This window comes from Halorubellus salinus, from assembly GCF_020567525.1.
In the GTDB taxonomy this organism is placed as follows: Archaea; Halobacteriota; Halobacteria; order Halobacteriales; family Natrialbaceae; genus Halorubellus; species Halorubellus salinus.
In genome coordinates, this window is sequence record NZ_JAJCVI010000001.1 from 778,806 (window position 1) to 802,837 (window position 24,032).

The window sequence follows — 24,032 nt, forward strand, 5'->3', positions numbered from 1 at the left end:
CAGGTGACGCGAGTCAGTTCTCGGCGAGTCGGTCGACGCGCTCCAGGGAGTCCGCGTCCGCGGGTGCCTTGTCCTCGCGGACGGCGACGTACCGCGGGAACCGGAGCGCGTACCCCGAGTCGTAGGTGGGCGACGCCTGGATCTCCTCGTAGCCGACCTCGAACACGACCGCCGGCTCGAACCGGACGGTCTGGCCGTCCTCGGTCGCGACGTGCTCGCGCAACCGCTCGGTGAGCGCGTCGAGTTCCGCGTCCGTGATCCCCGTGGCGACCTTCCCGACGGTCGCGTACTCGCTGGCGTCCGCGGACGCATTGGTGGACTCGGGGACGCGCACGCCGACCTCGAACGTCCCGAAGACGTTCGCGCGCCGGCCCTCGCCCCACTCCGCGCCCGTGACGACGACGTCGAGCGTCTCGACGTCGGGTTTTCGCTTCAACCACTCCTTTCCGCGTTTCCCCGCGGAGTACGTCGACTCCGGGTCCTTCAGCATGATGCCCTCGTGGCCGGCGTCGAGCACGGTCGCCTCGAACTCGCCGATCTCGTCGGCGTCGGTCGTCACGAACGACTCGGAGACGCCCTCGGAGAGCACCGCCTCGAGTCTCGCCTGCCGCTCGGTGAACGGGGCGTCGAGGAGGTCCTCGCCGTCGTGATGCAGGCAGTCGAACGCGCGCAACTCCATCGCGACCGACTCGCGGGCGCGAGCGACGTCGTGCTTCCGTCGGAACCGTTCGAGCACGCGCTGGAACGGGAGCGGGTCGCCGTCGTCGTCGACCGCGAGCGCCTCGCCGTCGAGGACGACCGGAATGTCGACGCGGTCCGCGACGAACTCGACGAGCTCGGGGAGTGCGTCCGTGACGTCCTCCATGTTCCGCGAGAACAGCCGCGTGTCGCCGTCGGGGTCGTGATGCACCTGGACGCGCGCCCCGTCGTACTTCGTCTCCACGGCGACGGCGTCCCACGCCTCGACGGCGTCCGTGATGGTCCCCGCCTGAGCGAGCATCGCGCCCACTGGCCGCCCGACCTCGAGGTGGACGTCGGAGAGTCCGTCCCGGCCCGCGTCGCGCGCTACCGTCGCCACCCGGCCGGCGTCGTTCGACACCTGGAGCGCGCGCTCGACCGCGGCGACCGCGTCCGCGGACGGTCGCTCGAACACCTCGGCCGCGTCCTCGTCGACGGCCTCCGCGTCCTCATCGACGGCCTCCACGTCCTCCTCGACCTCCCCAGCCCCGTCGGCGCTCTCGCCGAGCTCCGAGAGCGTCAACTGCGCGCCCTCGTCGTCGCCCTCGGTCTCCGCGCCCGTCTCGACGCGGTCGTCGTCCGCGAGGAACGCGGCGGCGATGGCGTCACGGACGGTGCCGTCGCCCACGCCGATACGCATCTCGCCGAGCACGAGCCGCGCGACGAACCGCGCCTCCGCGGGGCTGGCGCGGTTGAACAACCCGAAGAGGTGGTCTTCCTTCGCGCCCGCCGACCCGCTCCCGGTCGCCGTCGCGATGGCGACGAACGCCTCGTGGACGTCCGCGACCGTCAGGTCGTCCCCGCCACCTGCGCCGAACGCACTCAGTCCCTGCTGGCCGTCGAGGTCCAGGCTCGCGGCGACCGCGCCGATCTCGCCGACGTCAGCGAGCCGGTCCTCGACGTCGCCGGCGGTGACGTTCGGGCCGGCGGCGCGCGCGAGCGCCTCGTGACACAGCGACGGGCCGACGTCGAGCTTCCGGTCGTCCCACGCCGGGAACGCCCGGCCCTGCACGAACCGCGCGAGCGTCTCCAGGTCGTCGTCCGCGGCCGCGAACAGGTCAGCGACCGCCGCGACCACCGCGAGGTCCGCGTCCGTCTCCTCGATAGCGCGAGCCCGGTCTGCGAACGCTGCGAACTCCATTCGGCTCGACGTACCGGCGGCGCCCGCAAAAGCGTCGCGGGTTCGCGCCGACCGCTTCACGCCACGACGCCGGGACTCGCGGCCAGGGTACCGCTGCGGCGAGCGCAACGCGGCCGCGTGGTTGGACTTTTGTTCCCAGGAACGTTACCCGAGCGTATGCGAGACGAGGACGAGATCCGCGAGCAGTACGAGTTCCTCACCGAGCAACTCGAGGACGAGGACATGAATCACGAGGGCGTCAAGCAGATGTTCACGTACTACAAGCGCGCCATCGGGTGGGTGCTCGAAGAGGAACACATGTAACCGCTCGCGGGGCCGTACCCGCCAGCGGGATTCGGTCGCCGTCGTCGGCCCGCGCAGAACGGGGGTCCGCGACCCGGTCAGAACTGGTAGCGGCGATCGCCGTCGTCGGTCGGGTACGTCGACCCGCCGGTCATCTCGTCGTAGGTCATCCCGGAGAGGTACTCGTCGTACGTGACGTCGTAGTTCGCGCGCAGGTGGAAGTCGAGCTTGCCGGCGTCGACGGTCTGCTGGAAGAGCGCGTGGATGGCGCGCTCGAGGAGGACGCTCGGGTCGTCGTTGTCCATCGCCGCGGCGAGCATCGCGAGTTCGGTGCGGGCTTCCGCGTCGAGGTGGAAGGTCGCGGTCTCCAGGTCGTCTGCGGTCTGCTGGACGTCGGTCGCGAGGTCGTCGAGACTCATGTCTCCTGTTGGGTGCCGTGGACGCCTACGCCTTTCGTCTCGCGGGACCCCGGTCGTCGCGGGTGCGTGCCGCTCGCGCGTGGTCGAGACCGGCAGTCCCTTGTCGGTCGGTTCCCGAGTCGGGACCGATGACGGCAGGTAACGGCGAGAGCGACGAGCGCGCCGTGGTCGATGACACCGAGGGCGCCGGTGACGCGAGCGACGACGACGCGCCCGCGCTCCCCGAGGACGATGGCGCGGTGCAGGACGCGCTCGTCGAGTGGTACGAGCGCGACCACCGCGACTATCCCTGGCGGCGGACCGAGGACGCCTACGAGATCCTCGTCTCGGAGGTGATGAGCCAGCAGACCCAGCTCGACCGCGTCGTCGCGGCGTGGGAGGACTTCCTCGACGAGTGGCCGGACGTCGAGGCGCTCGCGGCCGCGGACCGCGGGGACGTCGTCGGGTTCTGGACGAGTCACTCGCTGGGGTACAACAACCGCGCGAAGTACCTCCACGAGGCCGCCGGGCAGGTCGTCGAGGAGCACGACGGTGCGTTCCCGGAGACCCCGGAGGGCCTCCAGGAACTGATGGGTGTCGGGCCGTACACCGCGAACGCGGTGGCGAGTTTCGCGTTCAACAACGGGGACGCGGTCGTGGACACGAACGTGAAGCGCGTGCTGTACCGCGCGTTCGACGTGCCGGACGACGACGACGCGTTCGAGACCGCGGCGAGCGACCTCATGCCCGCCGGCGAGTCCCGCGTGTGGAACAACGCCATCATGGAGCTCGGCGGCGTCGCGTGCGAGAAGACCCCGTCGTGCGACGAAGCGGGCTGTCCGTGGCGGCGGTGGTGTCACGCCTACGAGAGCGGGGACTTCACCGCACCCGACGTGCCGACGCAACCGAGCTTCGAAGGCAGCAGGCGGCAGTTCCGCGGGCGCGTCGTGAACGTCCTCGGCGAGCACGGCGAACTCGCGCTCGACGAACTCGGCCCGCGGATTCGCGTGGACTACGCGCCAGACGGCGAGTACGGCCGCGACTGGCTGCGCGGGCTCCTCGCGGACCTCGACGACGACGGCCTCGTCGACATCGACGATGGCGGGGCTGAGATGACTGCTCGATTGCGCGCGTAGCGGTGACGACCGCTCGATTGCGCGCCTAGCCGGCGGCGTCGCGGTCGCTCACCCGCGGAATCCGAGCAAGCGGAGGCCATTGAGCGACACCAGGACGGTCGACCCCTCATGGCCGATGACTGCGAGCGGGAGCGGGATGCCCTGGAGGAGGATGGCGCCGACCATCACGCCGATCGCGCCGAACGCGATGGCGAGGTTGACGGTGAGCGTCCGCCGGGTCTTCCGACCGAGCCCGAGCACGTACGGTATCTTGTCGAGTTCGTCGCCCATCAGGACGACGTCGGCGGTGTCGAGCGCGACGTCGGTCCCGGCACCCCCCATCGCGATACCGAGGGTTGCCGTGGCGAGCGCCGGTGCGTCGTTGACGCCGTCGCCGACCATCGCCACGTTCTCGTGTCGCTCGACCAGCGCCTCGATGGTTTCGACCTTCTCCTCGGGGAGCAGCGCTGCCTGGACCTCGTCGATACCGACCTCGTCAGCGATCCGCTGGGCGACGCGCTCGTTGTCGCCGGTGAGCATGACGATGTGCTCCACGCCGAGCGACCGGAGGTCCGCTATCATCTCCGCGGCGTCGGGACGCACCGTGTCGGTGAACGCGAGCCACCCGACGACTGTCCGCTCGCCGTCTCGCTCTCGGACGACGAGCACGGCCGTCTTCCCCGCCGCCTCCATCTCGCGGAGCCGGTCGAATCCGGCTTCCAGGCCGTCGATCCTCACGTCCGCGAGGACGGTCTCGAGGTAGCTTCGGTTCCCGATGTGGATGGTCTCACCGTCGACCTCGGCACTGACGCCTTTCCCGGCGACGGACTGGAACCGTCGCGCGTCGAGGGCGTCGAGCGACCGGTCCTCGGCCGCCGCGACGGTCGCACGAGCCAGGTGGTGCTCCGAGCGCGCCTGGACCGCGGCCGCCGCCGAGAGCACCTCGTCCGCCGTCGGCGGGTCGGTGACGCCATCCTCGCGGACGACGACGTCCGTCAGCGTCGTATCCCCGCGCGTGAGCGTCCCGGTCTTGTCGAACGCGACCGCGTCGATGCGGGCCGCGGTCTCGACGTGCTCCCCGCCCTTGAACAGGACGCCCTGGCGACCGCCGGACGCGATAGCAGACAATACCGCTGCGGGCGTCGAGATGACGACCGCGCACGGCGATGCGGCGACCATGAGCGTCATCGCTCTGTAGAACGTCCCAGCGAACTCGCCCCCGAGCGCCATCGGCACGGCGATCGCCGCGACCGTGAGCGCGAACACGCCGAGGACGTACGGCTGTTCGAGTCGGTCGATGAGGCGCTGCGTCGGCGCCTTCTCGCTCTGGGCGCGCTCGACCATCGTGATGAGGCGACTGATGGCGGACTCGTGAGCCTGCCGCGTCACCTCGATCTCAAGGCTCCCGCTCTCGTTTATCGTGCCACCGAAGACCTCGTCGCCGGGCGCCTTCGGGACGGGCACGGACTCGCCGGTGAGCGACGCCTGGTCGACGGTTCCCTCGCCGTCTGCGACGACGCCGTCGAGCGGAATCCTGTCGCCGGGGCGAACCACGAACACGTCGCCGACGGCGACGTCGTCGATGGGGACGGTGACCTCCTCGCCGTCGCGCAGCACCTGCGCTTGCTCCGGTCGCATCTCGACGAGGGACTTGATCGCGCGACGCGACCGACCGATGGCGTAGTGCTGGAGGGTGTTCGAGAGCGAGAACAGGAAGAGGAGCATCGCGCCCTCGAACGGTGCGCCGATGGTGAGCGCGCCGAGCGCCGCGACGATCATCAGGAGGTCGATGTCGACCGCGCGATGACGGAGCGTCTCGATGGCGCCCACCAGTCCGTACCAGCCACCGAAGACGTACGCGACGCCGTATCCCGCCCACATGAGGAGTGAAGGACCGCCGAGCCAGCCGGTCGCCAGCCCCGTCACCATCCCGGCGAACGTCAGCGCGACGAACGCGCCCTCGCGTCTGAGTTCCGACCGCGAGGTTCCTTCGTCGCCCGTCGGCTCGGCGTCGTCGTCGACGGAGACGTTCCGGTCGCGGACCGCGGCCCGGAGGTCGCGCTCGGAGGTGACCTGCTCGTCGTAGGTTATCCGAACGGTCCCCGTTCGGAACGACACGTCGACGTCGTGGACGCCGCTGGTCTCCCGGAGGTGGCGTTCGAGCGCTCGCGCGCCGGCCTCGCCACGACCGCCGCGTCGCGCTATCCGGACGGTGCACGTGGCTGGGGCGGGCGAGTCGGGGTCGGCCACGTCGCGGTCCGAGGCTGGCGGATCGGTACGGCGCTGGTTCGAGCGGCTCATCCGACGACCGTCACCGGGAACCGTGCGCGACGCGTGACCGTCTCGGCGACGCTCCCGAGGAGCGTCCGGTCGAGCCCCGAACGGCCGTGACTCCCCATGACGATCTGGTCGACGTCGTGCTCCCTGGCGTAGTCGAGAATCGTTCGCGCCGGCTTGCCGACCTCCGTGACGCTGTCGAGGTCGACGTCGTGAGCGCCGGCGACGTCCCTGGCTCGCGAGTGGATGCTTGCCGCTCGGTTCTTCGCGTCGTCGTACCAGTCTTCGGCGACCGGGAGACCACCGCTCTCCACGTCGAGGACGGAGTCGTAGGGATTGATGACGTATATCGTGGTGAGCGATGCACCTGGGAAGGTCTCTATCGCGTACGTGAGCGCTCGTTCGGAGAGTGGAGAACCGTCGAAGGCGACGAGCACGCGTTCGGGCATGCGGGAACGTTCATCGCGAGTCGGGATGAACGTACTGCTCGCCGGGTCCCGACCGAGAGCACGCCCGGAGTTCGACGAACGGACGCCGCTTCCGGAGTTCGGCGGCCCCGCGTCGATGCGGCACGAACGAGCGCGCGGTAATCCGTGCAGGACGCATTAGCACGCGGCCCGTATCTGTCAGCGTATGGCCGACATCGAGGACAGTCGCGACGGCTCGCGCGACCGCGTCCCCGACGAGGTGGCGAGCGAGCACGACCCGGACGCAACCCTACTCCCGGCGACGCCCGCGGGGTACGCCGACCCCGTCGAGTTCCGGTACCCGATGATCGTGCTCGTCGTCCTCGTGGGGGTGCTGACGGTTCTCTCGCTCGCCGCGTTCGGATGGGTGCTCTACGTCGCGCAGGGCCCAGACGCACTCGCGACCGTCTTCACGGTAACGGAGACCGCGGACAGCGTGACGTTCACGACGAACGTGAGCGTCCTCGCGCTCGCGCTCGCGTTCGGCGTCGTGGGCGTCACCGTCCTCCACGAGTTCGTGCACGGGCTCGCGTATCGGCTCCTCGGGTACGACGTCTCCTACGGCGTGCTCGTCGGGATGGGCGCGTTCTACACCGCCGCGTTCCACCAGTTCCAGCGTCGAGACCACAACCTCGTCGTCGGCATCGCACCGCTCGTCGTCGTCGACGCCATCCTCCTCGCGGCGCTCTTCGCGCCGGACCCGACCGTCGCGTTCGTGGCGTTCGTCGGCCTGCTGTTCAACACCGCCGGCGCCACGGGCGACGTCTACCTCGTCGCGACCCTCCTCGGGTTGCCAGACGACGCGCTCCTCTACGACAGCGACGCGCGCCACAGCTACGTCTTCCACCCCGAGCGACGGTTCGAGTGAACTGCCGTAAGGCGTAAGAACGCGCCGACGAACATGCTGGGTATGAATCCGGGTGAGCGCGACGAGCTCGTGCGGACGCTCACTCGCCGGCGTGAAGTGCTCGAGGCGCTCGACGATAGCGCGTGCCGGAAGCCCGAGCTTGCGAGGGAGCTGGACGTCGCTCGGTCGACCGTGGACCGCGCCATCCGCCAGCTCCAGAATCAGGCGCTCGTCGAGCGCGGCGACGACGGCTACGAGTTGACGACGTGCGGCGAGGTCGCGGTGGACCTGTACGGCCGGTTCGCGTCGCGACTGGACGCGATGTGTGACGCGCGGGACGTCGTCGCGGAACTGCCGTCCCGCGAGTTCGCGCACCCGGACGTGCTCGACGACGCGACGGTCGTTCGAGCGGCGTCGTCGGCACCCGATCGGCCGGTGCGGGCGTTCCTCGAACTCGTCGAGGACGCAGAGCACGCGCGGGGGTTCTCGCCGACCGCGTACGGCGCGTACGTCGACGTGTTCGAGCGTCGCGTCGTCGACGCGGGGATGACCGCCGAGTTCGTGTTCAGCGACGACGCGCTCGCGGAGTTGACGACCGCTCACCGCGAGTCCGTCCAGCGGGCGACCGAGACGGGTCGCGTGGCGGTGCATCGCATCGATTCGCTGCCGATGGTGGGCGTGAGCGTCCTGCGACGCGAGGACGGATCGCGGGTGCTGGCGATGGGCGTCTACGACGGGACGGGGATGGCGGCGCTCGTCCAGAACGACGCGCCGGACGCCGTCTCGTGGGGTGACGCGCTCGTCGCCGACTACCTCGAGCGCGCCGACGAGATGCCGTTGTAGGGTCGTCGCCGCCAGGTATGACGACCGCCTCAACGCGGGGCCGACAGTGGGTTTTTGAGGTCGGGCGTCGAGGGTCGTTGCATGGCTGAGAACGTGCACGTCGTCGCGCTGTGCGGGAGTCTCAGGGACGCGAGTCACACGCGGAGTGCGCTCGAGGTCGCACTCGATGCGGCGAGCGACGCAGGCGCGAGCACGGAGCTCGTCGACCTCCGCGCACTCGACCTCCAGGTGTTCGACGCGGACGCCGACGACGCGGGAGACGCCGACGAACTGCGGGCGACGGTCGCGGGGGCGGACGCCATCCTGCTGGGGACGCCGATGTACCACGGGTCGTACTCGTCGCCGCTGAAGACCGCGCTCGACTACTGTGGGTTCGACGAGTTCGAGGACAAGACCGTCGGCCTGCTGGCCGTGGCCGGCGGCGGGTTCCCCGTGACCGCCCTCGAGCACCTGCGGTCTGTCTGTCGGGCGCTGGACGCGTGGGTCATCCCGCATCAGGCCGCGATACCGAAGGCGTACGACGCGTTCGAGGACGGCGCGTTCGTAGACGACGGCCTCGCGGACCGCGTGCGGACGCTCGGGCGGCAGGCGGTCCAGTACGCGAACATCGAACCGGACCCGGACAGCTTCGAGAGCCAGGAGAACGTCGGCGCGCGCTGACCGCCGCGGTCGGCGGCCGCGGCATCGCGCGCCGACCAGCGGTGATGCAGCACCGCTTGTTTACCAGCGGTGGTGGACGTGCTCGCGGACGTGCTCGTCGTAGACGGCGTCGACGGCGGCGCGTTCCTCCGCGGTGGGGGCGGCGCGGTCGGCGGCGGCGACGTTCGAGCGAACGTGCGCGGGCGTCGTCGTCCCGGGGATGACGGTCGTGACGGCGTCGTGTGCGAGTATCCAGCGGAGCGTGAAGCTCGCGAGGTCGTCGATGCCAGCCCGGTCCTGGAGTTCTTCGACCGCTTCCAGGCCGGTCTCGAAGGGGACGCCAGCGAACGTCTCGCCGACGTCGAACGCCTCGCCGTCGCGGTTGAAGTTCCGGTGGTCGTTCTCGGGGAACTCGTCGTCCGCGGAGAGCGCGCCCGTGAGGAGGCCCGAGGCGTAGGGCACGCGAACGATGACGCCGACGTCCTCGTCGGCGGCGCGGTCGAGGAAGTGCTCGGCGGGCCGCTGACGGAACGGGTTGAAGATGATCTGGACGGACTCGACGCCGTCGTACTCGACGGCCTTCAGACCCTCCTCGACGCGTTCGACGCTGACGCCGTAGTTCGCGATGCGGTCCTCGTCGACGAGCGCCTCCAGGGCGTCGAACGTCTCCGGCTGGTAGTAGACGTCCGTCGGCGGACAGTGCAACTGGAGGAGGTCGAGCGTCTCCGTATCGAGGTTCTCGCGCGACCGGTCGACGAACTCGCGGAGGTGCGCGAGGTCGTAGTCGTCGGCGACGTGCGGGTCGAGGCGGCGCCCGGCTTTCGTCGCGACGAACGGGTCGGCGTCGTGTTCTTCGAGGACGTCCGCGATGAGTGACTCGCTCCGCCCGTCACCGTAGACGTCGGCGGTATCGAGGAACGTCACGCCCGCGTCGAGCGCGGCGCGGACGACGTCCCGTCCCTGGTCTTCGGGGACGTCGCCCCACGCGCCACCGATCTGCCACGTGCCGAGCCCGACAGCAGTCACCGACTCGCCCGTCGAACCGAGTTGTCGTTCGTCCATGCGCCACGCGAGCGCCCCCCGTCGCGTAAGCGTGTCGCCCGCGGCAGGCTTCGAGGGGCGTCGGCCGTGACGGGGGACGGAACGCGGCGGTCGGTGGATCGCGGCGCTGTCGCTATCGGGTGCTGGGAGCTCGGGAGAATCGTCGCGTTACGCTTCGGCCGCGGCGGTGTTCTTCTTGCGCGTGACGTAGCCGGCGACGCGGTTGCGGACGCCCTTGGATTCGATGTTCGTGAGCTTCGCGACGCTGTCCTTGTTCGTCTCGAAATCGGTCGTGAACGCCTTCGGGTACTGCTCGAGGAGGATGGTACCCGTCTTCTTGACGTAGTCGGGTTTGATGGCCATACCGATTCGTTCCCCGTTCGCCCCCAAAAAGGGTTCGTTCTCCGGGCGTCGAGCGGGCTGGTTGCGGCGGGTGCTCCGGTCACACTCGGTGGACCGCTCGACAGTCGCAACAGAAACGGCGACCTGGCGGTCGCCGTACGCTCGTGCGAGCAGTCAGTCCTCGGGAGGGTCGCGGGTCGGGGTCCACTCGTCGGTGAGTGTCGCACAGCGACGGATGGCCTCGCGTTCGCGGGCCCCACCACAGGTCGCGACGACGTCCACGGCGCGCTCCAGGCGCTCGCGGAGCGCGTCGTCGTCGAACCCGTCGACGCCGAGCCTGGACGCGGCGACGGTAGCGTCGACGACCGCGGCGTGCCCGCGGTTGACGACCGGGACGACGCGCCGCCTGACCGTCGACGCGACGGGGTCGAGCCGCCACGTCTCGATGCGGGTCCCGTCCTCGTCGCGGGCATCGACCTGGGTCGCGTCGACGCGAACCCACGCGTCCGCGGACTCCAGCACGGGGTCTGTGGTCTCGAAGACGTCGAGTGCGGCCTCGGTGAATTCGACGGCGTCGGTCGTGAACTGGACGACGCCCGCGCCGCGCCCGTGGAAGTTCCGGCGCGTTCGCGTGTTCCCGTACGTGAACGCAGTGACTGCTTGCAGTCGGCCGTCGTCGTCGCGCGTCGACGCCGGGCCGTCGGCGTGCACGCCGAGCGCGGCCTGGTTCCAGCGGTCGTTCGGGCCGAGCGTCGCCACGACCGTCTCGGTGACCCCGCGCAGTCGCGTCGGCCATACTGCCTCCTCCACGCCAGCGTCGCGGTCACCGTCGCGGTCACGGTCGCCGTCGCGGTTGCTGTCGACCTCGCGGTCACTGTCGCCGTCGCGGGCGCGGTCGCCGTCGGGTTCGGGGTCGGTCACGGCGTCACCCCGTAGCGTTCGAGCGCGACGAACAGCGCGCCTGCGGTGAGGTCGGCGGTCGTCCCGGGGTTGACGCCGCGGTCGACGAGGTCCTCGGCGAACGCGGTCACCGCCTCGCGGTCCGGCGCGCCGGGAACGCCGTCCTCACGGATTGCTGCGGCGCGCTCGGTGACCTCGCGGGCGACGTCGTCGCCGTGCTTCTCGGCGACGAGCGTGTCGGGTTCGGCGGCGAGGAGTGCGAGGAAGGCGTCGGCGGCGCGGTCGCCGAGCGAGCCGTCCGCCGCGGCGATCCGGTCGGCGGCCGCGAACGTCCGCTCGAAGCCGGTCGTCCACTCGGCGGCGACGCCGTCGCGGTCCGCGCTGTCGCGCATGAGCGCCGCGAGGGTGAGCTCGCGGTCCTCGACGGCCGGGACGGCGTCGCTCCCGCGGCGTACGTCGAGGTCCGGGGCGTCACCGGGCGGGTCGCCGACGAAGACGTCGACGTGGTCGAACGCCCGGTAGAACGCGGCGGCGTCGGCGACCGTCGTCGCCGCGACGGTCTCGCGGACGCGGTCGCGGGAGAGAGCGCCGGTCGCCGCGGTCCGCACGAGCGGTGCGAGCGCGAGGAGCGCGCCGAACTGCGTGTTCGTCCCGGCGCGGTCGCTCATCCCCGCGACCGCGCGCTCGAACCCGTCGCCGAGCCCGAAGTTCGGGTCGCAGCACGCGTCCAGCCCGGGGCGCGCGCCGACGGCACCGGCGAGGAACTGCTCGAAGCGGAGGTCCGCGAGGTCGCGCTCGCGGTCGACGTTCCCGGGCTTGGGCGTGCCCGCGACCTCGACGAGGAGCGCGAGTTCGGCGTTCGCGGCTGTCGATTGCACGAGAGACCGTTCGCGCTCCCCGCGAAAAACTCCGGCGGATGTCGGCACGGCCTGCCGCCCAACCCCCCTGGGCCTCCACCGAGCGGACTACGTGGTGCGGACGGCGTCGAGGGCGTCGCTGACGCGTTCGAGGACGACCGGGTCGGTGCTCGGACGGCCGACGCTGACGGCGTCCGCGCCGTGCGCGAGGTACTCGCGGACGCTCGGCTCGTCCCGCACTTCGTTGTTCGCGACGACGAACAGCGACGGGGCCGCGTCGACGACGCACGCTATCGCGGGCTCGCTGTCCATCGCGTCGACGTGGAGGATGGACGCACCGGCGTCCGCGACGGCGCGAGCGGTCGCCGGGAGGTCGACGTCGTCGACGCCGGCGCGGACCTTCACGGAGACGGTCGCACCCGTCTCCGAGGCCGCGGCGACGTACTCGCGGAGGCGTGCGGTGTCCGCGAGCAACGTCTCCCCGCAGCCGACCGCGCAGAGTTCGGCCTGCCGACAGTGCGCGTTCACCTCGACGATGGCGTCGTGACGCGCACAGACCGCCGCCGCCGCCCGTATCGGACCGGGCGCGGTCGCGCGGACGTTCACGCCAGCGCGAACGTCGACGTCCGCGAGCGCGGCGAGCTGGTCGTCGATCCACGCGAACGGATCCTCGGGAAGGAACTCGCTGCGGTCGCGCGCCACGAGCTCGCGAGCCGCCGCTCGCGACGGCTCGTCGAGCGCGATACCACCGAGGAACGCCGCACCCGCGTACGACGCACCCGCTCGCGCCCACTCGGCGTCGGCGTCACCGGAGAGACTCGCGAGCGCGAGCGGCGGGTCGAACGAACCGTGCATACCCACCATAGCGCGCCCAATCACTCGACTGCGTCGATTCCACCGACTCACCAGCTACTCCGCTGTGCCGGTTCCACCGACTCACCAGCTACTCCGCTGTGCCGATTCCACCGACTCACCAGCTACTCCGCCGCGTCGATGGCGCGCGTCACCGCCTGGACGACGCGTTTGGCGTCCTCGCGGTCGTCGATCCGGACGTCCGTCCGTTCGGTTGGCACGTCGAACGAGGCGTCGTCGTCCTCGTCGACGACGAACGCGTCCGCGAACGGATACGCGCCCGCCAGCCCCTGCGTGCTCGGTTCGCCACCGACGGCGTCCATGAGTTGCGCGACCGGACCGCTGAACGCCTCGTCGCCGAGGAACGGCGACACCGCGACCACCGTCGCGTCCTGGAGCGCCGCGCCGATACCCGGGACCGAGAGCATCGGCCCGATGCTCGTCACCGGGTTCGACGGCCCGATGACGACCACGTCGTCGAGCGCATCGAGCACCCCTGGCGCGGGGTCGGCGTTCGACGACCCGCGGAACTCGACGTTCTCGACCGTCGGCTCGCCGTTGCGCCCCACCCAGAACTCCTGGAAGTGCATCATTCCCTGGGGCGTGTGGATGAGACTCGACACGGGGTCGTTCGTCATCGGGAGCAAGTCGAGTTCCAGCCCGAACCCGCGCGCGAGCCGGTCCGTGACCTCCGCGAGCGAGTAGCCAGAATCGAGCAGGCTCGTTCGCGTCACGTGCACCGCCCGGTCGCGGTCCCCGATCTCCATGAACTCCGCGACGCCCGAGAACCGCCGCCAGCGCGCCAGGTCCCGGCCCGCCGTCTGTTTGTCCTTCGGGAGGAACTGCGGGCCCGTGTCGAGGTCCGCGGCCTCCGCCACGTCCTCGAGGGCGTCGTGCGTTCGCGTCGTATCACCGCGGATACCCCACCAGCGCTCGCGGTCGAGTACGCCCCCACCCTGGAAGATGAGCGTGTCCACGTCGGGACACACGATGAGCCCACCGAGCTCGACGTCGTCGCCGGTGTTCGCGACGACCGTCGTCTCGTCCGGCGAGAACGCGCCCGCGGCCCCGTCCAGCAACTTCGGCGTGCCGGTGCCACCGGAGAGAAACGTCACCATACCCGACCGTTCCCGGCCGCTCGTCTAAACCGTTCCGGCCCACTCACCGCTCGACACCGGGCGTGGACGCCGACCCGGCGCGCTCCCGGTCACTGTCGACCGCCCTGCAGCCACTCCGCGAAGCTCGCCGACAGCAACGTCTCGCGTTGCGCGTCGACGTACGACCGCTGTGCGTCCTCGACGGCCGCCGCGAACGACGCGCCGTCGTCCACGGCCGCAGCGACCCGTTCGTGCTTCCAGCGCGCCGGCGTCATCCGCCGGCGGACGCGCGCCTTCAGCGGGTGCGTGTACCGCGCCGCCTCGTCCTCGTCCAGGCCCCGCATCTGGAGGCCCTCCTCGGCGTGCGCGAGCAAGTCCTCGTAGGTCCGCGCGAGGTCGCGCGTGTGCTGGCCGTCGTTCGTGATCCAGACCGTGTCGGCGGCGAGGCCGTCGCGCATCGCGCCGTAGAAGTTGTCGCGCGCGACCGACCAGTCCAGGTCCAGGACCGGATGCTCGACCTTCGGCAAGGCCTCCATGAGGCCCGCGAACACCGCCTGGAACGCGATACCGTCGCGGACCGTCGGTTGGCCAGCGATCGGCCGGAACTCGATGCGAGCGTTCGCCGACGACCGCGTCGGCCCACCGAACACCGGCCGCACCCACCGCCAGTACGTCCCGTGCTTCATGCGGAACGCCGCGAACTTGTCGTCGAACCGGTTCGAGGACTCGACGGGCATCGGGACGAACGTGTCGTCCTCGGCGATGCGGTCGACGGACTGTTCGACGCTGTCGACGTCCCGCGGGAACCGGACCTTCCCCGTGGTGCCCGTCTCCGCGTTCAGGACCGTCTCGAACACGCCGATGCGGTGACCCATCCAGGCGTCGTCGAGAATCGTCTTCGCGTCCACGTCGTCGTCGTAGCAGTCCGGCGGGAAGAACGGCGAGTTCACGCCGAGCGCGAGCAGCGGCCCCGCGATGCGGAGCGCGTACTTGAAGTACTCGGGGAGGTCCGCGGCGTGAGGTACCTGATAGTGCGGTTGGATGCTCGTGATGAGGCTCTCGGGCATCACGGTGTCCGCCGCCAGGTCGACGTGCGGTGCGTCCAACCGCATTCCCGCCTGTGCCGCGCCCTCCTCGGCGTTCGCCATCGCGTGATAGCGCGCACTGTCGCTCATGTTCGTCGCGACACGCACCCCGCGGTCCTCGACGCTATCCGTCAGGTACCCGGTCGCCGTCTCGCCCTCGGGCGGAATCGTCCACATCCCGTCGCTCACGAGCCGCATCCCTTCAGCGCTCGCGCACTCCTGAGCGGTCTCGAGGCGTGCGAGCACCTCCGACTCCTGCGCTCTGAGCCCATGAGCGTTGAACGGCTGCGGGCTCGTCGACATCTCCGCGTTGTGCAATCCGAGCTCCTTCTCGAACCCGATGAACTCCAGGAGCCGCCGCGGCACCCGCATCAACGCCGTCGTCTCGTCGTTCACCGCGTAGAACTCGTACTCGAACCCGACGATCGCCTGCGGGTTGTCGAACGTCCCCTCGCGGAGCTCCTCCTTGATGACCGCCGCATCCTCGCGAACCCGCTCCTGGAACGCGGCCGTGTCGACAGCGAGTGCATCCTCGACGCGCGACGCGAGGTCGTCCGATGGCATGCCCGGAAAGGAGACGCCAACCCGTATCAATCCCATGGTAGGGCACGTAGGTGTTCGCCGCTACGCTCGCCAGCGCCGAGGTTTATCTTCCCGGGAACGGTACGGCGAACGCATGTCCCCGCCATCGGAGCAGGTCACCCCGCCGCTCGAGGAACTCGCCGGGCACGTTCGCCCACTCCTCGCTCCCGAGTTCGACGGCATGAACCGCCTCGGGGACGTCCTCGCGTCGGTCGCCGACGCGACGGTCCTCGGTATCGGCGAGCCCGGACACGGCATCCGCGACTGCCACCGACTCCAGCATCGACTCTGCAAGCAACTGGTTCGCGAGCACGGGCTTCGCGTCGTCGCGCTCGAAGCACATGCCTCCGAGGTCAGGGCGCTCGACGAGTACGTCGTTCGTGGCATCGGAAGTGCCGAGGAGGCCATGCGGGAGCTCTCGTTCTGGGTATGGCAGACCGAGGCGTATCGCGAGTTCCTCGAGTGGCTCCGCGCGTTCAACGCCGACCGACCGGTCAGCGATCGCGTTCGCGTCCACGGTATCGACGTCCAGTCCACGAGCGCGCCGGCCGAACGGGTCGCGTCGTATCTCGAAGCAGTCGACCCCGGCTTCAGGGACGCGACCGGCGACGCCCTCGAACTGCTCGGCGAAGGCATCCAGCCGCACACCCGCGACGACGACCCAGACGAGACCAGGACTCGTTCACACGTCGAGACCGCTGGTGAGACCGTCGCGACGCTCGCCGACCGGTTCGACGACCGACGCGAGGCGTACATCGATGCGACCGACGAACGCGCGTTCGAACTCGCACGCCGCCACGTCAAAGTGCTCGAGTACGCAGTCGACCTCGCACGCGTCGCCCTCGAGGACGGTCACGGCGTCACGTACGGCGGCCGTCGCGACGGCGCGATGGTCGAGAGCGTCGAGTGGCTGCTGGAGTTCGAACCCCACGACTCGATAGCAGTCGTCGCCGCCAACGGCCACCTTCGGACCGGGAACGACCACCACGAAGACGCTGACCCGCAACACGGCCCGCTGGGCTACCACCTCGACCGCGCGTTCGGCGACGACTACCGCGTGCTGGCGGTCGAGTTCGGTACCGGCTCCGTCCGGATGCTCGACGCCGACAGCGAAGCGCAAGCGCGCTCGTTCCCCGCGCAGCAGCTCGACTCCCCGCCCGCGGACTCACTCCCTGCCGCACTCACTGCACTGACCGACGACACAGCGTTCGTGGACCTCGCGGCCGCGAGCGAGGACCCGGCAGTCGCCGAGTGGCTCGCGAACGCAGACAGCCACGGGTTCGCACCGCTGTACGACGACGACCGCGACGCGGGCCTGGCCGGCAACTGGGGCCTGGACTACTCGCGAGAAGCCGACGGGCTCTTGTTCGTTCCCGAGGTCGACGCCGCGGAGCTCCTCGACTTCGTGACCGAACCGGACGGGTAGCCCGTCGATCGCCTAGCGGTCGCCGTGGACGGTGGTCCCTGGTTCGTCGCCGCCGAGGAACGCGGGGAGGGCGTCGAGGTCGAAGATGTTCGCGGGGGCGCCGAGCGCGAGGAGTTCCCGTACTTTCCCGGCCATGCCCCCGGAGACGTCCGTCGCCTCGCTCCCGCCGAGGACGCTCTCGACGTCGTCGAAGCTCCGTATCTCGTCGACGACGGCGTCGTCGGCGTCGAGGACGCCGGGGACCGTCGAGCAGACGCCGACGCGGTCCGCGTCGAGCGAGTCCGCGAGCGAGGTCACGATCTCGTCGCCGCTGAGGACGGTCGCGCCCTCGCCCTCGTGTGCGACGAGGTCGCCGTGGAGGACGGGGACGAAGCCTTCGGCGAGGAGCGTCGCGACCTGGCCGCTTGGGAGCGTGAGGTCGCCGTCGCGGTCGCGGTGCGCCGCGGAGAGCGGGTGGACGGGGACGGCGGGGACGTCCGCGTCGTGGAGTGCGCGGAGCACGAACTTGTTCAGGGTCGTCATCGCGCCGTGGATGGCGGTGACGCCGTCGACGTCGTGGACGCCAGTCGTGGTGCTCGCACCCCACGTCTCCGCGTGGGGATGCCCGAACGATCCGCCGCCGTGGACGACCACGACATCGTCGACGGCATCGTCCTCGCGAGCCGCCGCGATGGCTTCGGCGGCGCGGTCCAGTGCCGCACCGTCGACGGTCTCTTCGCGATCCTTCTCCGTGACGACGCTCCCGCCGAGCTTCAGGACGATCATTCGAGTCGCACCCCCTCGGTCGCGAGTTCGGCGCGGAAGACGTCCTCGCACGTCGGCGTCAACTCGAGTGCGGTCTCCGTGCTCTCGCTGGCGTCGAGCGCGACCACGCATCCGCCGCCGCCGGCGCCCGTGAGCTTCGCGCCCGCTGCACCCGCCTCCCGGGCCGCCCACACCATCTCGTCGAGCGACCGCGAGGACACCCCGAGCGCCTCGAGCAAGCCGTGGTTGAAGTTCATCAACGCACCGAGTTCTTCGAGCGTGTCGTCGGTCGGCGCGGCGTCGGCGTCCGCGATGAGCGTCTCGCCGCGACGGACGACGTCACCGATGGCGGAGACCGTGTCCGCCGCGAAGTCGTACTCGTCGCGGAGCGCACGCACCCCGGCGACGAGTTCGCCGGTATCGCCCGCACCGCCGTCGTAGCCGACGACGAACGGCAGGTCGGGGTTCCCGAGTTTGCGGCAGTCGTCGCCAGCGACCCGGACCGCTCCACCCATCGTCGAGCAGAACGTGTCCGCGCGCGAGGCCTCGCCGTCCTGGACCGCGCTCTCCGCGCGGTACGCGCGCTCCGCTATCTCGCGGGCGTCGACGTCGACGCCGAGCGCCGCGGTCGCCGCGGTGATGGTCGCCACCACGACCGCCGCGGACGACCCGAGCCCACCACCGAGCGGGATATCGCTCTCGACGTGCACGTCGAAGCCCGCGTCCGGTTCGTCCGCCGCGTCCCGCGCCTGCTCGATCGCGGCGTCGACGTACCCCGTCGCGGCCTCGAGGAGCGGCGTCGGCGCGTCCACGTCCGGTGCTGTCCCGCCGGCGGCGTCGTACTCGACGGTGAACCCGGAGATGTGGAGGTCCGCGGACTCGACGCGGAGCCGCGCGTCCTCTCGGGGGTCGACGGTCACGGTCGCCCGACGCTCGATGGCGCAAGGCACCGCAGGTTCCCCGTAGACGACGGCGTGCTCCCCGAACAGGTAGACCTTCCCGGGCGCACTCGCAGTTACCATACGCGACCATTCGCACCCGGGAAAAAGAGTGTTGCCAGTTCCCCACGAGACGACCGCCCGTCGAGCCCTCGCGCGGCCACTCTCCGCGCGACCAGCCGCCACGCGACCGCCCTTCGCGCAACCAGCCGCCGCGCGAATCCGTACCGCGAACCAACAGCTCCGCGGGGCGGTCTGGTCGCAGTCACGGATCCCTCACCTGCGAGTCGCGAAGCGTGTCGGCCGGAACTCCGAAACGATAATAAACCATCCCTTTACAGCCCAAGGGTTTATTGACGGTATCGGACTATACACCACGAACGTATGTCAAGTGAGGACGAGGACCAAGATGACGCATCGACCGGGCCGAGCCTACGCGCACGCATCGCACCGAACTTCCTCCGCAGACGATTCGGACTGAAGCTCTTCGTCCTCCTCCTCGTCGTGCTCGCAGTCGTCGCCGGGGCTGGCGCGTTCAGCTATTACCAGACCGAACAGCGCGTCCAGACCCAGACCGAAGAGAACCTCAAAGCCACCGCGACGATCCACGCCGACGCCATCAACGAATGGAGCGCCGACCGGCGCGCGAGCACGTCCGCCATCTCCGACAGCGACGTCCTCCGGAACGACTCCGCGAGCACCGACGCCATCCTCGACTACGCCAAAACCGAAAAGTCACGGTACAACACCGGCGGACGTTCCGTCGTCGTGAACGTCCACGTCGTGAACGTCGCCAACGACGAACTCGTCACCACCACCTCCACGTCCCTCCGCAGCCAGGGGCTCGACGCCGCTGACGGCGCCTGGACCGGCCTCCAGGCCGACGACTTCCGGTCCAGCGACGACGTCTGGGCGACCGAACGCGCGTACCTCCCCGCGTTCGACAACCAGGCCGTCATGGCGTACGCCAGCCTCGTCCCCGGGAACGAAGACCTCGCCGTCGTCGTCGTCGGGAGCTTCGAGGACTTCGTCACCGACCTCCGCGCACCCGGCGACCAGACCACGAACGTCCTCACCACCGACCGCGAACCCGTCGTCGGCGACGAGACCGCGGTCGTCCGCAGCGGCTTCCAGGACGCCGTCGCCGGCCAGCCCGCGTTCCGCGTCCGCGGCGACACCGTCCAGGCGTACGCGCCAGTCCCGAGCACGGACTGGGTCGTCGTCAGCTCCCAGCCCGAAGCGTCCGCGTTCGCCGTCCGCGACACCGTCGCGATGAACGTCGGCGGGCTCGTCGCCGCCGCCCTCGTCTCGCTGCTCGTCGTCGGAACCGTCATCGTTCGCCAGACCACGCGCCCCCTCCAGCGCCTCCGCGACAAGGCCGCAGCGATGGAGGAAGGCGACCTCAGCGTCTCCCTCACGCACGAACGCATCGACGAGTACGGCCGGCTCTACGACGGGTTCGACAACATGCGGAACTCGCTCCGCGACCAGATACGCCAAGCCCAGGAAGCACGCACCGACGCCGAGGAGGCACGCGCCGACGCGGAAGCGCTCACCGCACACCTCGAACGGAAAGCCGACGAGTACGCCACCGTCATGCAGGCGTGCGCCGACGGCGACCTCACCGAACGCATGAGCGCCGACTCCGAGAGCGCCGCGATGGAATCCATCGCCGTCGAGTTCAACGACATGGTCGCCGAGATCGAACGCACCACCGCCGAGGTGAAGGCGTTCGCGAGCGAGGTCGCGACCGCCAGCGAGGAGGTCACCGCCTCCAGCGAGGAGGTGCGGTCCGCGAGCGAACAGGTCACGGAGTCCATCCAGGAGATCTCCGATGGCGCGGAACGCCAGAATGAGAGCCTGCAGTCCGTCAGCGGCGAGATGGAGCAGCTCTCGACGACGACCGAGGAGATCGCGGCGTCCTCGAACGAGGTCGCGGACCTCGCCGAACGCACCGCCGAGACGGGTCGCGAAGGTCGAGAAGCCGCCGAAGCCGCTATCGAAGGGATGCGGGAACTCCAGACCGACTCGACGGACGCCGTCGACGCCATCGAGGACCTCGAGAGCGAGATGAGCGAGATCGACGAGCTCATCGAGTTCATCGGCAACATCGCGAAGGAGACGAACATGCTCGCGCTGAACGCGAACATCGAAGCGTCCCGCGGCGGCGCGGCCGGCGACGCCGGTGGTGAAGGGTTCGCGGTCGTCGCCCAGGAGGTCAAGGACCTGGCGAGCGAGGCGAAGGACGCTGCGGAGGACATCGAGAGCCGCCTGGAACGCATCCAGGACCAGACCGAGCGGACCGCCCACGAGGTCCAGCGGACGAGCGAACGCGTCGAGGAGAACGCCAGCAGCATCGAGAACGCCGTCGCCGCACTCGACGAGATCGCGGACTACGCACAGGAGACGAACACGGGCGTCCAGGAGATATCGGCCGCCACCGAACAGCAGGCCGCGAGCACGCAGGAGGTCGTCGCGATGGTCGACGACGCCGCGACCATCAGCGAGGAGACCACTGCGGAGTCCGAGAACGTCGCCGCCGCCGCCGAAGAACAGACGACCGCACTCACCGAGGTCTCCCGGAGCGCGAGCAACCTGGCGACGAACGCCAGCACGCTCAGCGACGCCCTCGACCGCTTCACGACCGACGCCAGCACCGACGACGCGCCCGACGACCACGCGGAACTCCACGACGGCCAACCGAGCGCGCTCACGGACGACACCGCCGACCCGATGCCCGACGACCCCGACACCGCACTCGACGAGATCATCGACGCAGACACCGACGCGACCGACGACCCCGACCAGACCACCGACACCGACCTCGACGCAACGGTCGACGACAGCGACTGACCGACCCTCGTTCCGTCCCCATTCTCGACCACTTCACCAGACAGCGAGGGCACTCCAGAACACGCCCATCAGCAACAGGACTCCCGAACGCACCACTCACGACCAACGACCCCGCAGCACACCGACGGAACCGACCGCTCGCCGGCCGCACCGCTACGCGGACAGCGAACGCGAGAAACGAAATCCCGGGCGGTTCAGATACCGGACTCGAAGTCGTCGAGCGAGTACGCCGGCTCCGCCCCACGGCGGTCGAGCGTCTCGTTCGCGAGCAGCCAGTAGACGACCGACAGGGCCTTTCGACCCTTGTTGTTCGTCGGAACGACGAGGTCCACGTTACTGGTCTGGTTGTTCGAGTCACACATCGCGATGACGGGGATACCGACCGTGATAGCCTCCTTCACCGCCTGCGCGTCACCGATCGGGTCCGTCACGACGAGCACGTCCGGCTCGATGTAGCCGTCGTACTTCGGGTTCGTGAGCGTCCCCGGGATGAACCGGCCCGTGCGAGCGCGAGCGCCGACGGCCTCCGCGAACTTCTCCGCGGGGAACCGACCGTACTGGCGCGAACTCGTCACGAGGATCTGCTCGGGCGAGTAGTTCGCCAGGAAGTCCGCGGCCGTACGGATGCGAGAGTCGGTCTTCGCCACGTCCAGGACGTACAGGCCGTCCGTGCGGACGCGGTGAATGAACCGCTCCATGTCCTTCGTCTTCTGCTGGGTCCCGATGTGGACGCCAGCGCCGAGGTAATCCTCGACGGGGATGAGGAGGTCAGCCTCCTCGTCGCCCATGACGTCGTCGTCGAGCGCGGGGCCCGCGTCTGTCTCGGCCTCGGCCTCTTCGGCCTCGGCGCTCTCTTCGTCAGTCACGGGCTCGACGTCGTCCGCTTCGGCCGCCGGACCGGCGCCCTCCGCGGGCTCCGCCTCGATCTCCTCTTCGGCGGCATCGAGCCCTTCGTCGTCTTGTGCTGTCATAATGCGTCGTCTGCGATTCGGATGAGTTCGTTCAGCTTCGCGGTTCGCTCGCCACCGACCGCGCCCGTCTTGATGAACGGCGCGTCAGTCGCCACGGCGAGGTGTGCGATGGTCGTATCCTCCGTCTCACCGCTCCGATGCGAGACGACCGGGTCGTACCCGTGCCGGACCGCCAGTTCGATCGCGTCGAACGCATCCGACAACGTCCCGATCTGGTTCGGCTTCACGAGGATACTGTTCCCAGCTCCGGCGTCGATACCGTCCTGCAACCGCTCGGTGTTCGTCACGAACAGGTCGTCACCGCACACGAGCGTGCGGTCACCGACGCGGTCCGTGAGGTCCGCGAACGCGTCGTACGCGTCCTCGTCGAGCGGGTCCTCGACGTACACGAGGTCGTACTCGTCGACGAGACCAGCGATGTAACCGACCTGCTCCTCCGTGGAGCGCACCTCGTCACCGTACACGTAGGCGTCTTCCTCGGCGTCGTACAACTCCGCACCGGCAACGTCGAGCCCGAACCCGATCTCGAACCCGAACTCGTCAGCGACCGTACTCGTCGCCTCGTCGACTATCTCGAACGCCTCCGCGTCGTCGATACTCGGCGCCCACGCGCCCTCGTCGCCCTTCCCGCAGGCGACGTCTCGCTCGTCCAGCAGGTCCGCGACCTCGGCGTGGACCGCCGCGTTCGCGAACACCGCGTCCGCGACACTCGGCGCACCAACCGGTGCAGCGAGGAACTCCTGGATGTGCGTCGCATCGGCCGCGTGCTCGCCACCACCGACGACGTTCCCGAGCGGCGTCGGGAACGACCCACCACGGAACGCCCCACCGAGATGCTGGAACAGCGGCGCGCCGAGCACGTCGGCACCCGCCTTCGCAGCCGCCATCGAGATCGCGACCGCACTGTTCGCACCGATGACGCCGAAGTCGTCGGTGCCATCGGCCGCATGCAACGCCGCGTCGACGTCGCGCTGATTCCCCGCGTACACGCCGCCCTGTAGTCGAGGGACAGCGAGCTCGCGAGCCTTCGCGATCGCCTCCGACGGCGGCAACTCGATTGCCTCGTACTCGCCCGTCGACGCCCCACTGGGCGCCGCCGCACGACCAAAACCACCACTCTCCGTCAACACGTCGGCTTCCACGGTCGCGTTCCCGCGCGAATCGAGCACGCGCCGCAGCCGGACGTCCGTGATGCGCGTCATCTACTCGTCACCTCGACCCCGACGCACCGTAAAGGGCAGTGCCCCTGCGTCGTACTCCTCGGCCGCGATGAGGATGGGCTCCGTCTGGTCCGTCTCGATCAGTACGGGCGCCCCGTACGACACCTGGAGCGCTCGCGCACCCAGGATACGGGCCTTCTCGTACCGATTGTAACGCTGTTTCCCGGGCATCACTGGTAAGGGGAGACGATGTCCACGAGGTCCTTGTGACTCACGAGCATCCGCCGGCAGCAGTACCGGTCGATGCCGAGCTCGTCGAGGACCATCTCGGGGTCCTCGTCGCCCTCGCGAGACCGCGCCTTGAACTCCTCCCAGTGCTCACCCACGACGTTACCGCACGTGAAACACCGGACTGGTACCATCATGACTGGATCACC

Annotated in this window: 24 protein-coding genes; 7 read left to right on the forward strand and 17 right to left on the reverse strand. The window is 69.8% G+C overall.

What is annotated here, in order from left to right:
- Positions 1-13: 13 nt before the first annotated feature.
- Positions 14-1,879, reverse strand: coding sequence for an ATP-dependent DNA ligase LigA (ligA, locus tag LI336_RS03905; protein WP_227131316.1), 1,866 nt, complete (start codon positions 1,877-1,879; stop codon positions 14-16).
- Positions 1,880-2,035: 156 nt separating this feature from the next.
- Between ligA and LI336_RS03910 the strand changes: the two genes are divergently transcribed.
- Positions 2,036-2,182: a DUF8555 family protein gene (locus LI336_RS03910; protein ID WP_227131317.1), complete on the forward strand. Its 147-nt coding sequence runs from the start codon at positions 2,036-2,038 to the stop codon at positions 2,180-2,182.
- Between the two features lie 77 nt (positions 2,183-2,259).
- Here LI336_RS03910 and LI336_RS03915 read toward each other — a convergent pair whose 3' ends face one another.
- Complete coding sequence (locus LI336_RS03915; protein WP_227131318.1) at positions 2,260-2,580, reverse strand: ribbon-helix-helix protein; 321 nt, start codon at positions 2,578-2,580, stop codon at positions 2,260-2,262.
- A gap of 128 nt (positions 2,581-2,708) precedes the next feature.
- Here LI336_RS03915 and LI336_RS03920 point away from each other — a divergent pair, with 128 nt between their 5' ends.
- Complete coding sequence (locus tag LI336_RS03920) at positions 2,709-3,695, forward strand: HhH-GPD family protein (protein WP_227131319.1); 987 nt, start codon at positions 2,709-2,711, stop codon at positions 3,693-3,695.
- Positions 3,696-3,743: 48 nt separating this feature from the next.
- Here LI336_RS03920 and LI336_RS03925 read toward each other — a convergent pair whose 3' ends face one another.
- Together LI336_RS03925 and LI336_RS03930 are read right to left on the reverse strand one after the other, a co-directional pair.
- Positions 3,744-5,975: a heavy metal translocating P-type ATPase gene (locus LI336_RS03925; RefSeq protein ID WP_227131320.1), complete on the reverse strand. Its 2,232-nt coding sequence runs from the start codon at positions 5,973-5,975 to the stop codon at positions 3,744-3,746.
- Positions 5,972-6,400 (reverse strand): universal stress protein, encoded by a 429-nt coding sequence (locus LI336_RS03930; RefSeq protein ID WP_227131321.1) that lies wholly within the window; start codon positions 6,398-6,400, stop codon positions 5,972-5,974. Before LI336_RS03930 ends, LI336_RS03925 begins: the two co-directional genes overlap by 4 nt.
- Positions 6,401-6,584: 184 nt before the next feature.
- On the opposite strand from LI336_RS03930, the gene LI336_RS03935 reads away from it, so the two are divergent.
- The 3 genes from LI336_RS03935 (at position 6,585) to LI336_RS03945 (ending at position 8,768) form a co-directional block, all read left to right on the forward strand.
- On the forward strand, positions 6,585-7,286 hold the full coding sequence (locus tag LI336_RS03935; protein WP_227131322.1) for a DUF3267 domain-containing protein: 702 nt from the start codon (positions 6,585-6,587) through the stop codon (positions 7,284-7,286).
- A gap of 42 nt (positions 7,287-7,328) precedes the next feature.
- Positions 7,329-8,108: a helix-turn-helix transcriptional regulator gene (locus LI336_RS03940; RefSeq protein WP_227131323.1), complete on the forward strand. Its 780-nt coding sequence runs from the start codon at positions 7,329-7,331 to the stop codon at positions 8,106-8,108.
- 81 nt (positions 8,109-8,189) lie between these two features.
- Positions 8,190-8,768 (forward strand): NADPH-dependent FMN reductase, encoded by a 579-nt coding sequence (locus LI336_RS03945; protein ID WP_227131324.1) that lies wholly within the window; start codon positions 8,190-8,192, stop codon positions 8,766-8,768.
- A 60-nt stretch (positions 8,769-8,828) separates the two neighbouring features.
- Here LI336_RS03945 and LI336_RS03950 read toward each other — a convergent pair whose 3' ends face one another.
- From LI336_RS03950 to LI336_RS03980, 7 genes are all read right to left on the reverse strand, one after another.
- Positions 8,829-9,809 (reverse strand): aldo/keto reductase, encoded by a 981-nt coding sequence (locus LI336_RS03950; RefSeq protein WP_227131325.1) that lies wholly within the window; start codon positions 9,807-9,809, stop codon positions 8,829-8,831.
- Positions 9,810-9,956: 147 nt separating this feature from the next.
- A complete protein-coding gene (locus LI336_RS03955; protein WP_227131326.1) occupies positions 9,957-10,151 on the reverse strand; it encodes a 30S ribosomal protein S17e in 195 nt (64 codons plus the stop codon).
- A 153-nt stretch (positions 10,152-10,304) separates the two neighbouring features.
- Entirely contained in the window at positions 10,305-10,940 is a 636-nt protein-coding gene (locus tag LI336_RS03960; RefSeq protein WP_227131436.1) for a DUF447 domain-containing protein, read from the reverse strand.
- Between the two features lie 107 nt (positions 10,941-11,047).
- Positions 11,048-11,908: a triphosphoribosyl-dephospho-CoA synthase gene (locus tag LI336_RS03965; protein ID WP_227131327.1), complete on the reverse strand. Its 861-nt coding sequence runs from the start codon at positions 11,906-11,908 to the stop codon at positions 11,048-11,050.
- Positions 11,909-11,995: 87 nt separating this feature from the next.
- Positions 11,996-12,742, reverse strand: coding sequence for a tRNA-dihydrouridine synthase (locus LI336_RS03970; protein ID WP_227131328.1), 747 nt, complete (start codon positions 12,740-12,742; stop codon positions 11,996-11,998).
- 122 nt (positions 12,743-12,864) lie between these two features.
- Entirely contained in the window at positions 12,865-13,857 is a 993-nt protein-coding gene (cofD, locus tag LI336_RS03975; protein WP_227131329.1) for a 2-phospho-L-lactate transferase, read from the reverse strand.
- An 89-nt stretch (positions 13,858-13,946) separates the two neighbouring features.
- The gene (locus tag LI336_RS03980) at positions 13,947-15,485 is read right to left on the reverse strand and encodes a glutamate-cysteine ligase family protein (RefSeq protein ID WP_227131330.1); all 1,539 of its coding nucleotides are present in this window, start codon (positions 15,483-15,485) and stop codon (positions 13,947-13,949) included.
- Between the two features lie 112 nt (positions 15,486-15,597).
- Here LI336_RS03980 and LI336_RS03985 point away from each other — a divergent pair, with 112 nt between their 5' ends.
- Positions 15,598-16,929: an erythromycin esterase family protein gene (locus LI336_RS03985; protein WP_227131331.1), complete on the forward strand. Its 1,332-nt coding sequence runs from the start codon at positions 15,598-15,600 to the stop codon at positions 16,927-16,929.
- A gap of 12 nt (positions 16,930-16,941) precedes the next feature.
- Here the strand turns inward: LI336_RS03985 and LI336_RS03990 are convergent, their stop codons facing one another.
- Together LI336_RS03990 and mvk are read right to left on the reverse strand one after the other, a co-directional pair.
- The gene (locus tag LI336_RS03990; RefSeq protein ID WP_227131332.1) at positions 16,942-17,694 is read right to left on the reverse strand and encodes an isopentenyl phosphate kinase; all 753 of its coding nucleotides are present in this window, start codon (positions 17,692-17,694) and stop codon (positions 16,942-16,944) included.
- The gene (gene mvk, locus LI336_RS03995) at positions 17,691-18,695 is read right to left on the reverse strand and encodes a mevalonate kinase (RefSeq protein WP_227131333.1); all 1,005 of its coding nucleotides are present in this window, start codon (positions 18,693-18,695) and stop codon (positions 17,691-17,693) included. The genes LI336_RS03990 and mvk overlap by 4 nt, the downstream gene beginning before the upstream one ends.
- 300 nt (positions 18,696-18,995) lie before the next feature.
- Between mvk and LI336_RS04000 the strand changes: the two genes are divergently transcribed.
- The gene (locus LI336_RS04000) at positions 18,996-21,464 is read left to right on the forward strand and encodes a methyl-accepting chemotaxis protein (RefSeq protein ID WP_227131334.1); all 2,469 of its coding nucleotides are present in this window, start codon (positions 18,996-18,998) and stop codon (positions 21,462-21,464) included.
- Between the two features lie 194 nt (positions 21,465-21,658).
- Here the strand turns inward: LI336_RS04000 and rpsB are convergent, their stop codons facing one another.
- From rpsB to LI336_RS04020, 4 genes are read right to left on the reverse strand one after another with little or no spacing between them, the layout of a single operon-like run.
- Positions 21,659-22,435 (reverse strand): 30S ribosomal protein S2, encoded by a 777-nt coding sequence (gene rpsB / locus LI336_RS04005; RefSeq protein ID WP_227131335.1) that lies wholly within the window; start codon positions 22,433-22,435, stop codon positions 21,659-21,661.
- Positions 22,432-23,637, reverse strand: coding sequence for a phosphopyruvate hydratase (gene eno, locus LI336_RS04010; RefSeq protein WP_227131336.1), 1,206 nt, complete (start codon positions 23,635-23,637; stop codon positions 22,432-22,434). Before eno ends, rpsB begins: the two co-directional genes overlap by 4 nt.
- Positions 23,638-23,826, reverse strand: coding sequence for a DNA-directed RNA polymerase subunit K (locus LI336_RS04015; protein ID WP_227131337.1), 189 nt, complete (start codon positions 23,824-23,826; stop codon positions 23,638-23,640). It lies immediately after the preceding gene.
- Positions 23,826-24,020, reverse strand: a complete 195-nt coding sequence (locus tag LI336_RS04020) for a DNA-directed RNA polymerase subunit N (protein ID WP_227131338.1) — start codon at positions 24,018-24,020, stop codon at positions 23,826-23,828. Before LI336_RS04020 ends, LI336_RS04015 begins: the two co-directional genes overlap by 1 nt.
- Positions 24,021-24,032: the final 12 nt, after the last annotated feature.

Coding starts and splice junctions, on each gene's coding strand:
- ligA (WP_227131316.1), bottom strand. CDS start 1,879: ATGGAGTTCGCAGCGTTCGCAGACCGGGCTCGCGCTATCGAGGAGACG.
- LI336_RS03910 (WP_227131317.1), top strand. CDS start 2,036: ATGCGAGACGAGGACGAGATCCGCGAGCAGTACGAGTTCCTCACCGAG.
- LI336_RS03915 (WP_227131318.1), bottom strand. CDS start 2,580: ATGAGTCTCGACGACCTCGCGACCGACGTCCAGCAGACCGCAGACGAC.
- LI336_RS03920 (WP_227131319.1), top strand. CDS start 2,709: ATGACGGCAGGTAACGGCGAGAGCGACGAGCGCGCCGTGGTCGATGAC.
- LI336_RS03925 (WP_227131320.1), bottom strand. CDS start 5,975: ATGAGCCGCTCGAACCAGCGCCGTACCGATCCGCCAGCCTCGGACCGC.
- LI336_RS03930 (WP_227131321.1), bottom strand. CDS start 6,400: ATGCCCGAACGCGTGCTCGTCGCCTTCGACGGTTCTCCACTCTCCGAA.
- LI336_RS03935 (WP_227131322.1), top strand. CDS start 6,585: ATGGCCGACATCGAGGACAGTCGCGACGGCTCGCGCGACCGCGTCCCC.
- LI336_RS03940 (WP_227131323.1), top strand. CDS start 7,329: ATGAATCCGGGTGAGCGCGACGAGCTCGTGCGGACGCTCACTCGCCGG.
- LI336_RS03945 (WP_227131324.1), top strand. CDS start 8,190: ATGGCTGAGAACGTGCACGTCGTCGCGCTGTGCGGGAGTCTCAGGGAC.
- LI336_RS03950 (WP_227131325.1), bottom strand. CDS start 9,809: ATGGACGAACGACAACTCGGTTCGACGGGCGAGTCGGTGACTGCTGTC.
- LI336_RS03955 (WP_227131326.1), bottom strand. CDS start 10,151: ATGGCCATCAAACCCGACTACGTCAAGAAGACGGGTACCATCCTCCTC.
- LI336_RS03970 (WP_227131328.1), bottom strand. CDS start 12,742: ATGCACGGTTCGTTCGACCCGCCGCTCGCGCTCGCGAGTCTCTCCGGT.
- cofD (WP_227131329.1), bottom strand. CDS start 13,857: ATGGTGACGTTTCTCTCCGGTGGCACCGGCACGCCGAAGTTGCTGGAC.
- LI336_RS03980 (WP_227131330.1), bottom strand. CDS start 15,485: ATGCCATCGGACGACCTCGCGTCGCGCGTCGAGGATGCACTCGCTGTC.
- LI336_RS03985 (WP_227131331.1), top strand. CDS start 15,598: ATGTCCCCGCCATCGGAGCAGGTCACCCCGCCGCTCGAGGAACTCGCC.
- LI336_RS03990 (WP_227131332.1), bottom strand. CDS start 17,694: ATGATCGTCCTGAAGCTCGGCGGGAGCGTCGTCACGGAGAAGGATCGC.
- mvk (WP_227131333.1), bottom strand. CDS start 18,695: ATGGTAACTGCGAGTGCGCCCGGGAAGGTCTACCTGTTCGGGGAGCAC.
- LI336_RS04000 (WP_227131334.1), top strand. CDS start 18,996: ATGTCAAGTGAGGACGAGGACCAAGATGACGCATCGACCGGGCCGAGC.
- rpsB (WP_227131335.1), bottom strand. CDS start 22,435: ATGACAGCACAAGACGACGAAGGGCTCGATGCCGCCGAAGAGGAGATC.
- eno (WP_227131336.1), bottom strand. CDS start 23,637: ATGACGCGCATCACGGACGTCCGGCTGCGGCGCGTGCTCGATTCGCGC.
- LI336_RS04015 (WP_227131337.1), bottom strand. CDS start 23,826: ATGCCCGGGAAACAGCGTTACAATCGGTACGAGAAGGCCCGTATCCTG.
- LI336_RS04020 (WP_227131338.1), bottom strand. CDS start 24,020: ATGATGGTACCAGTCCGGTGTTTCACGTGCGGTAACGTCGTGGGTGAG.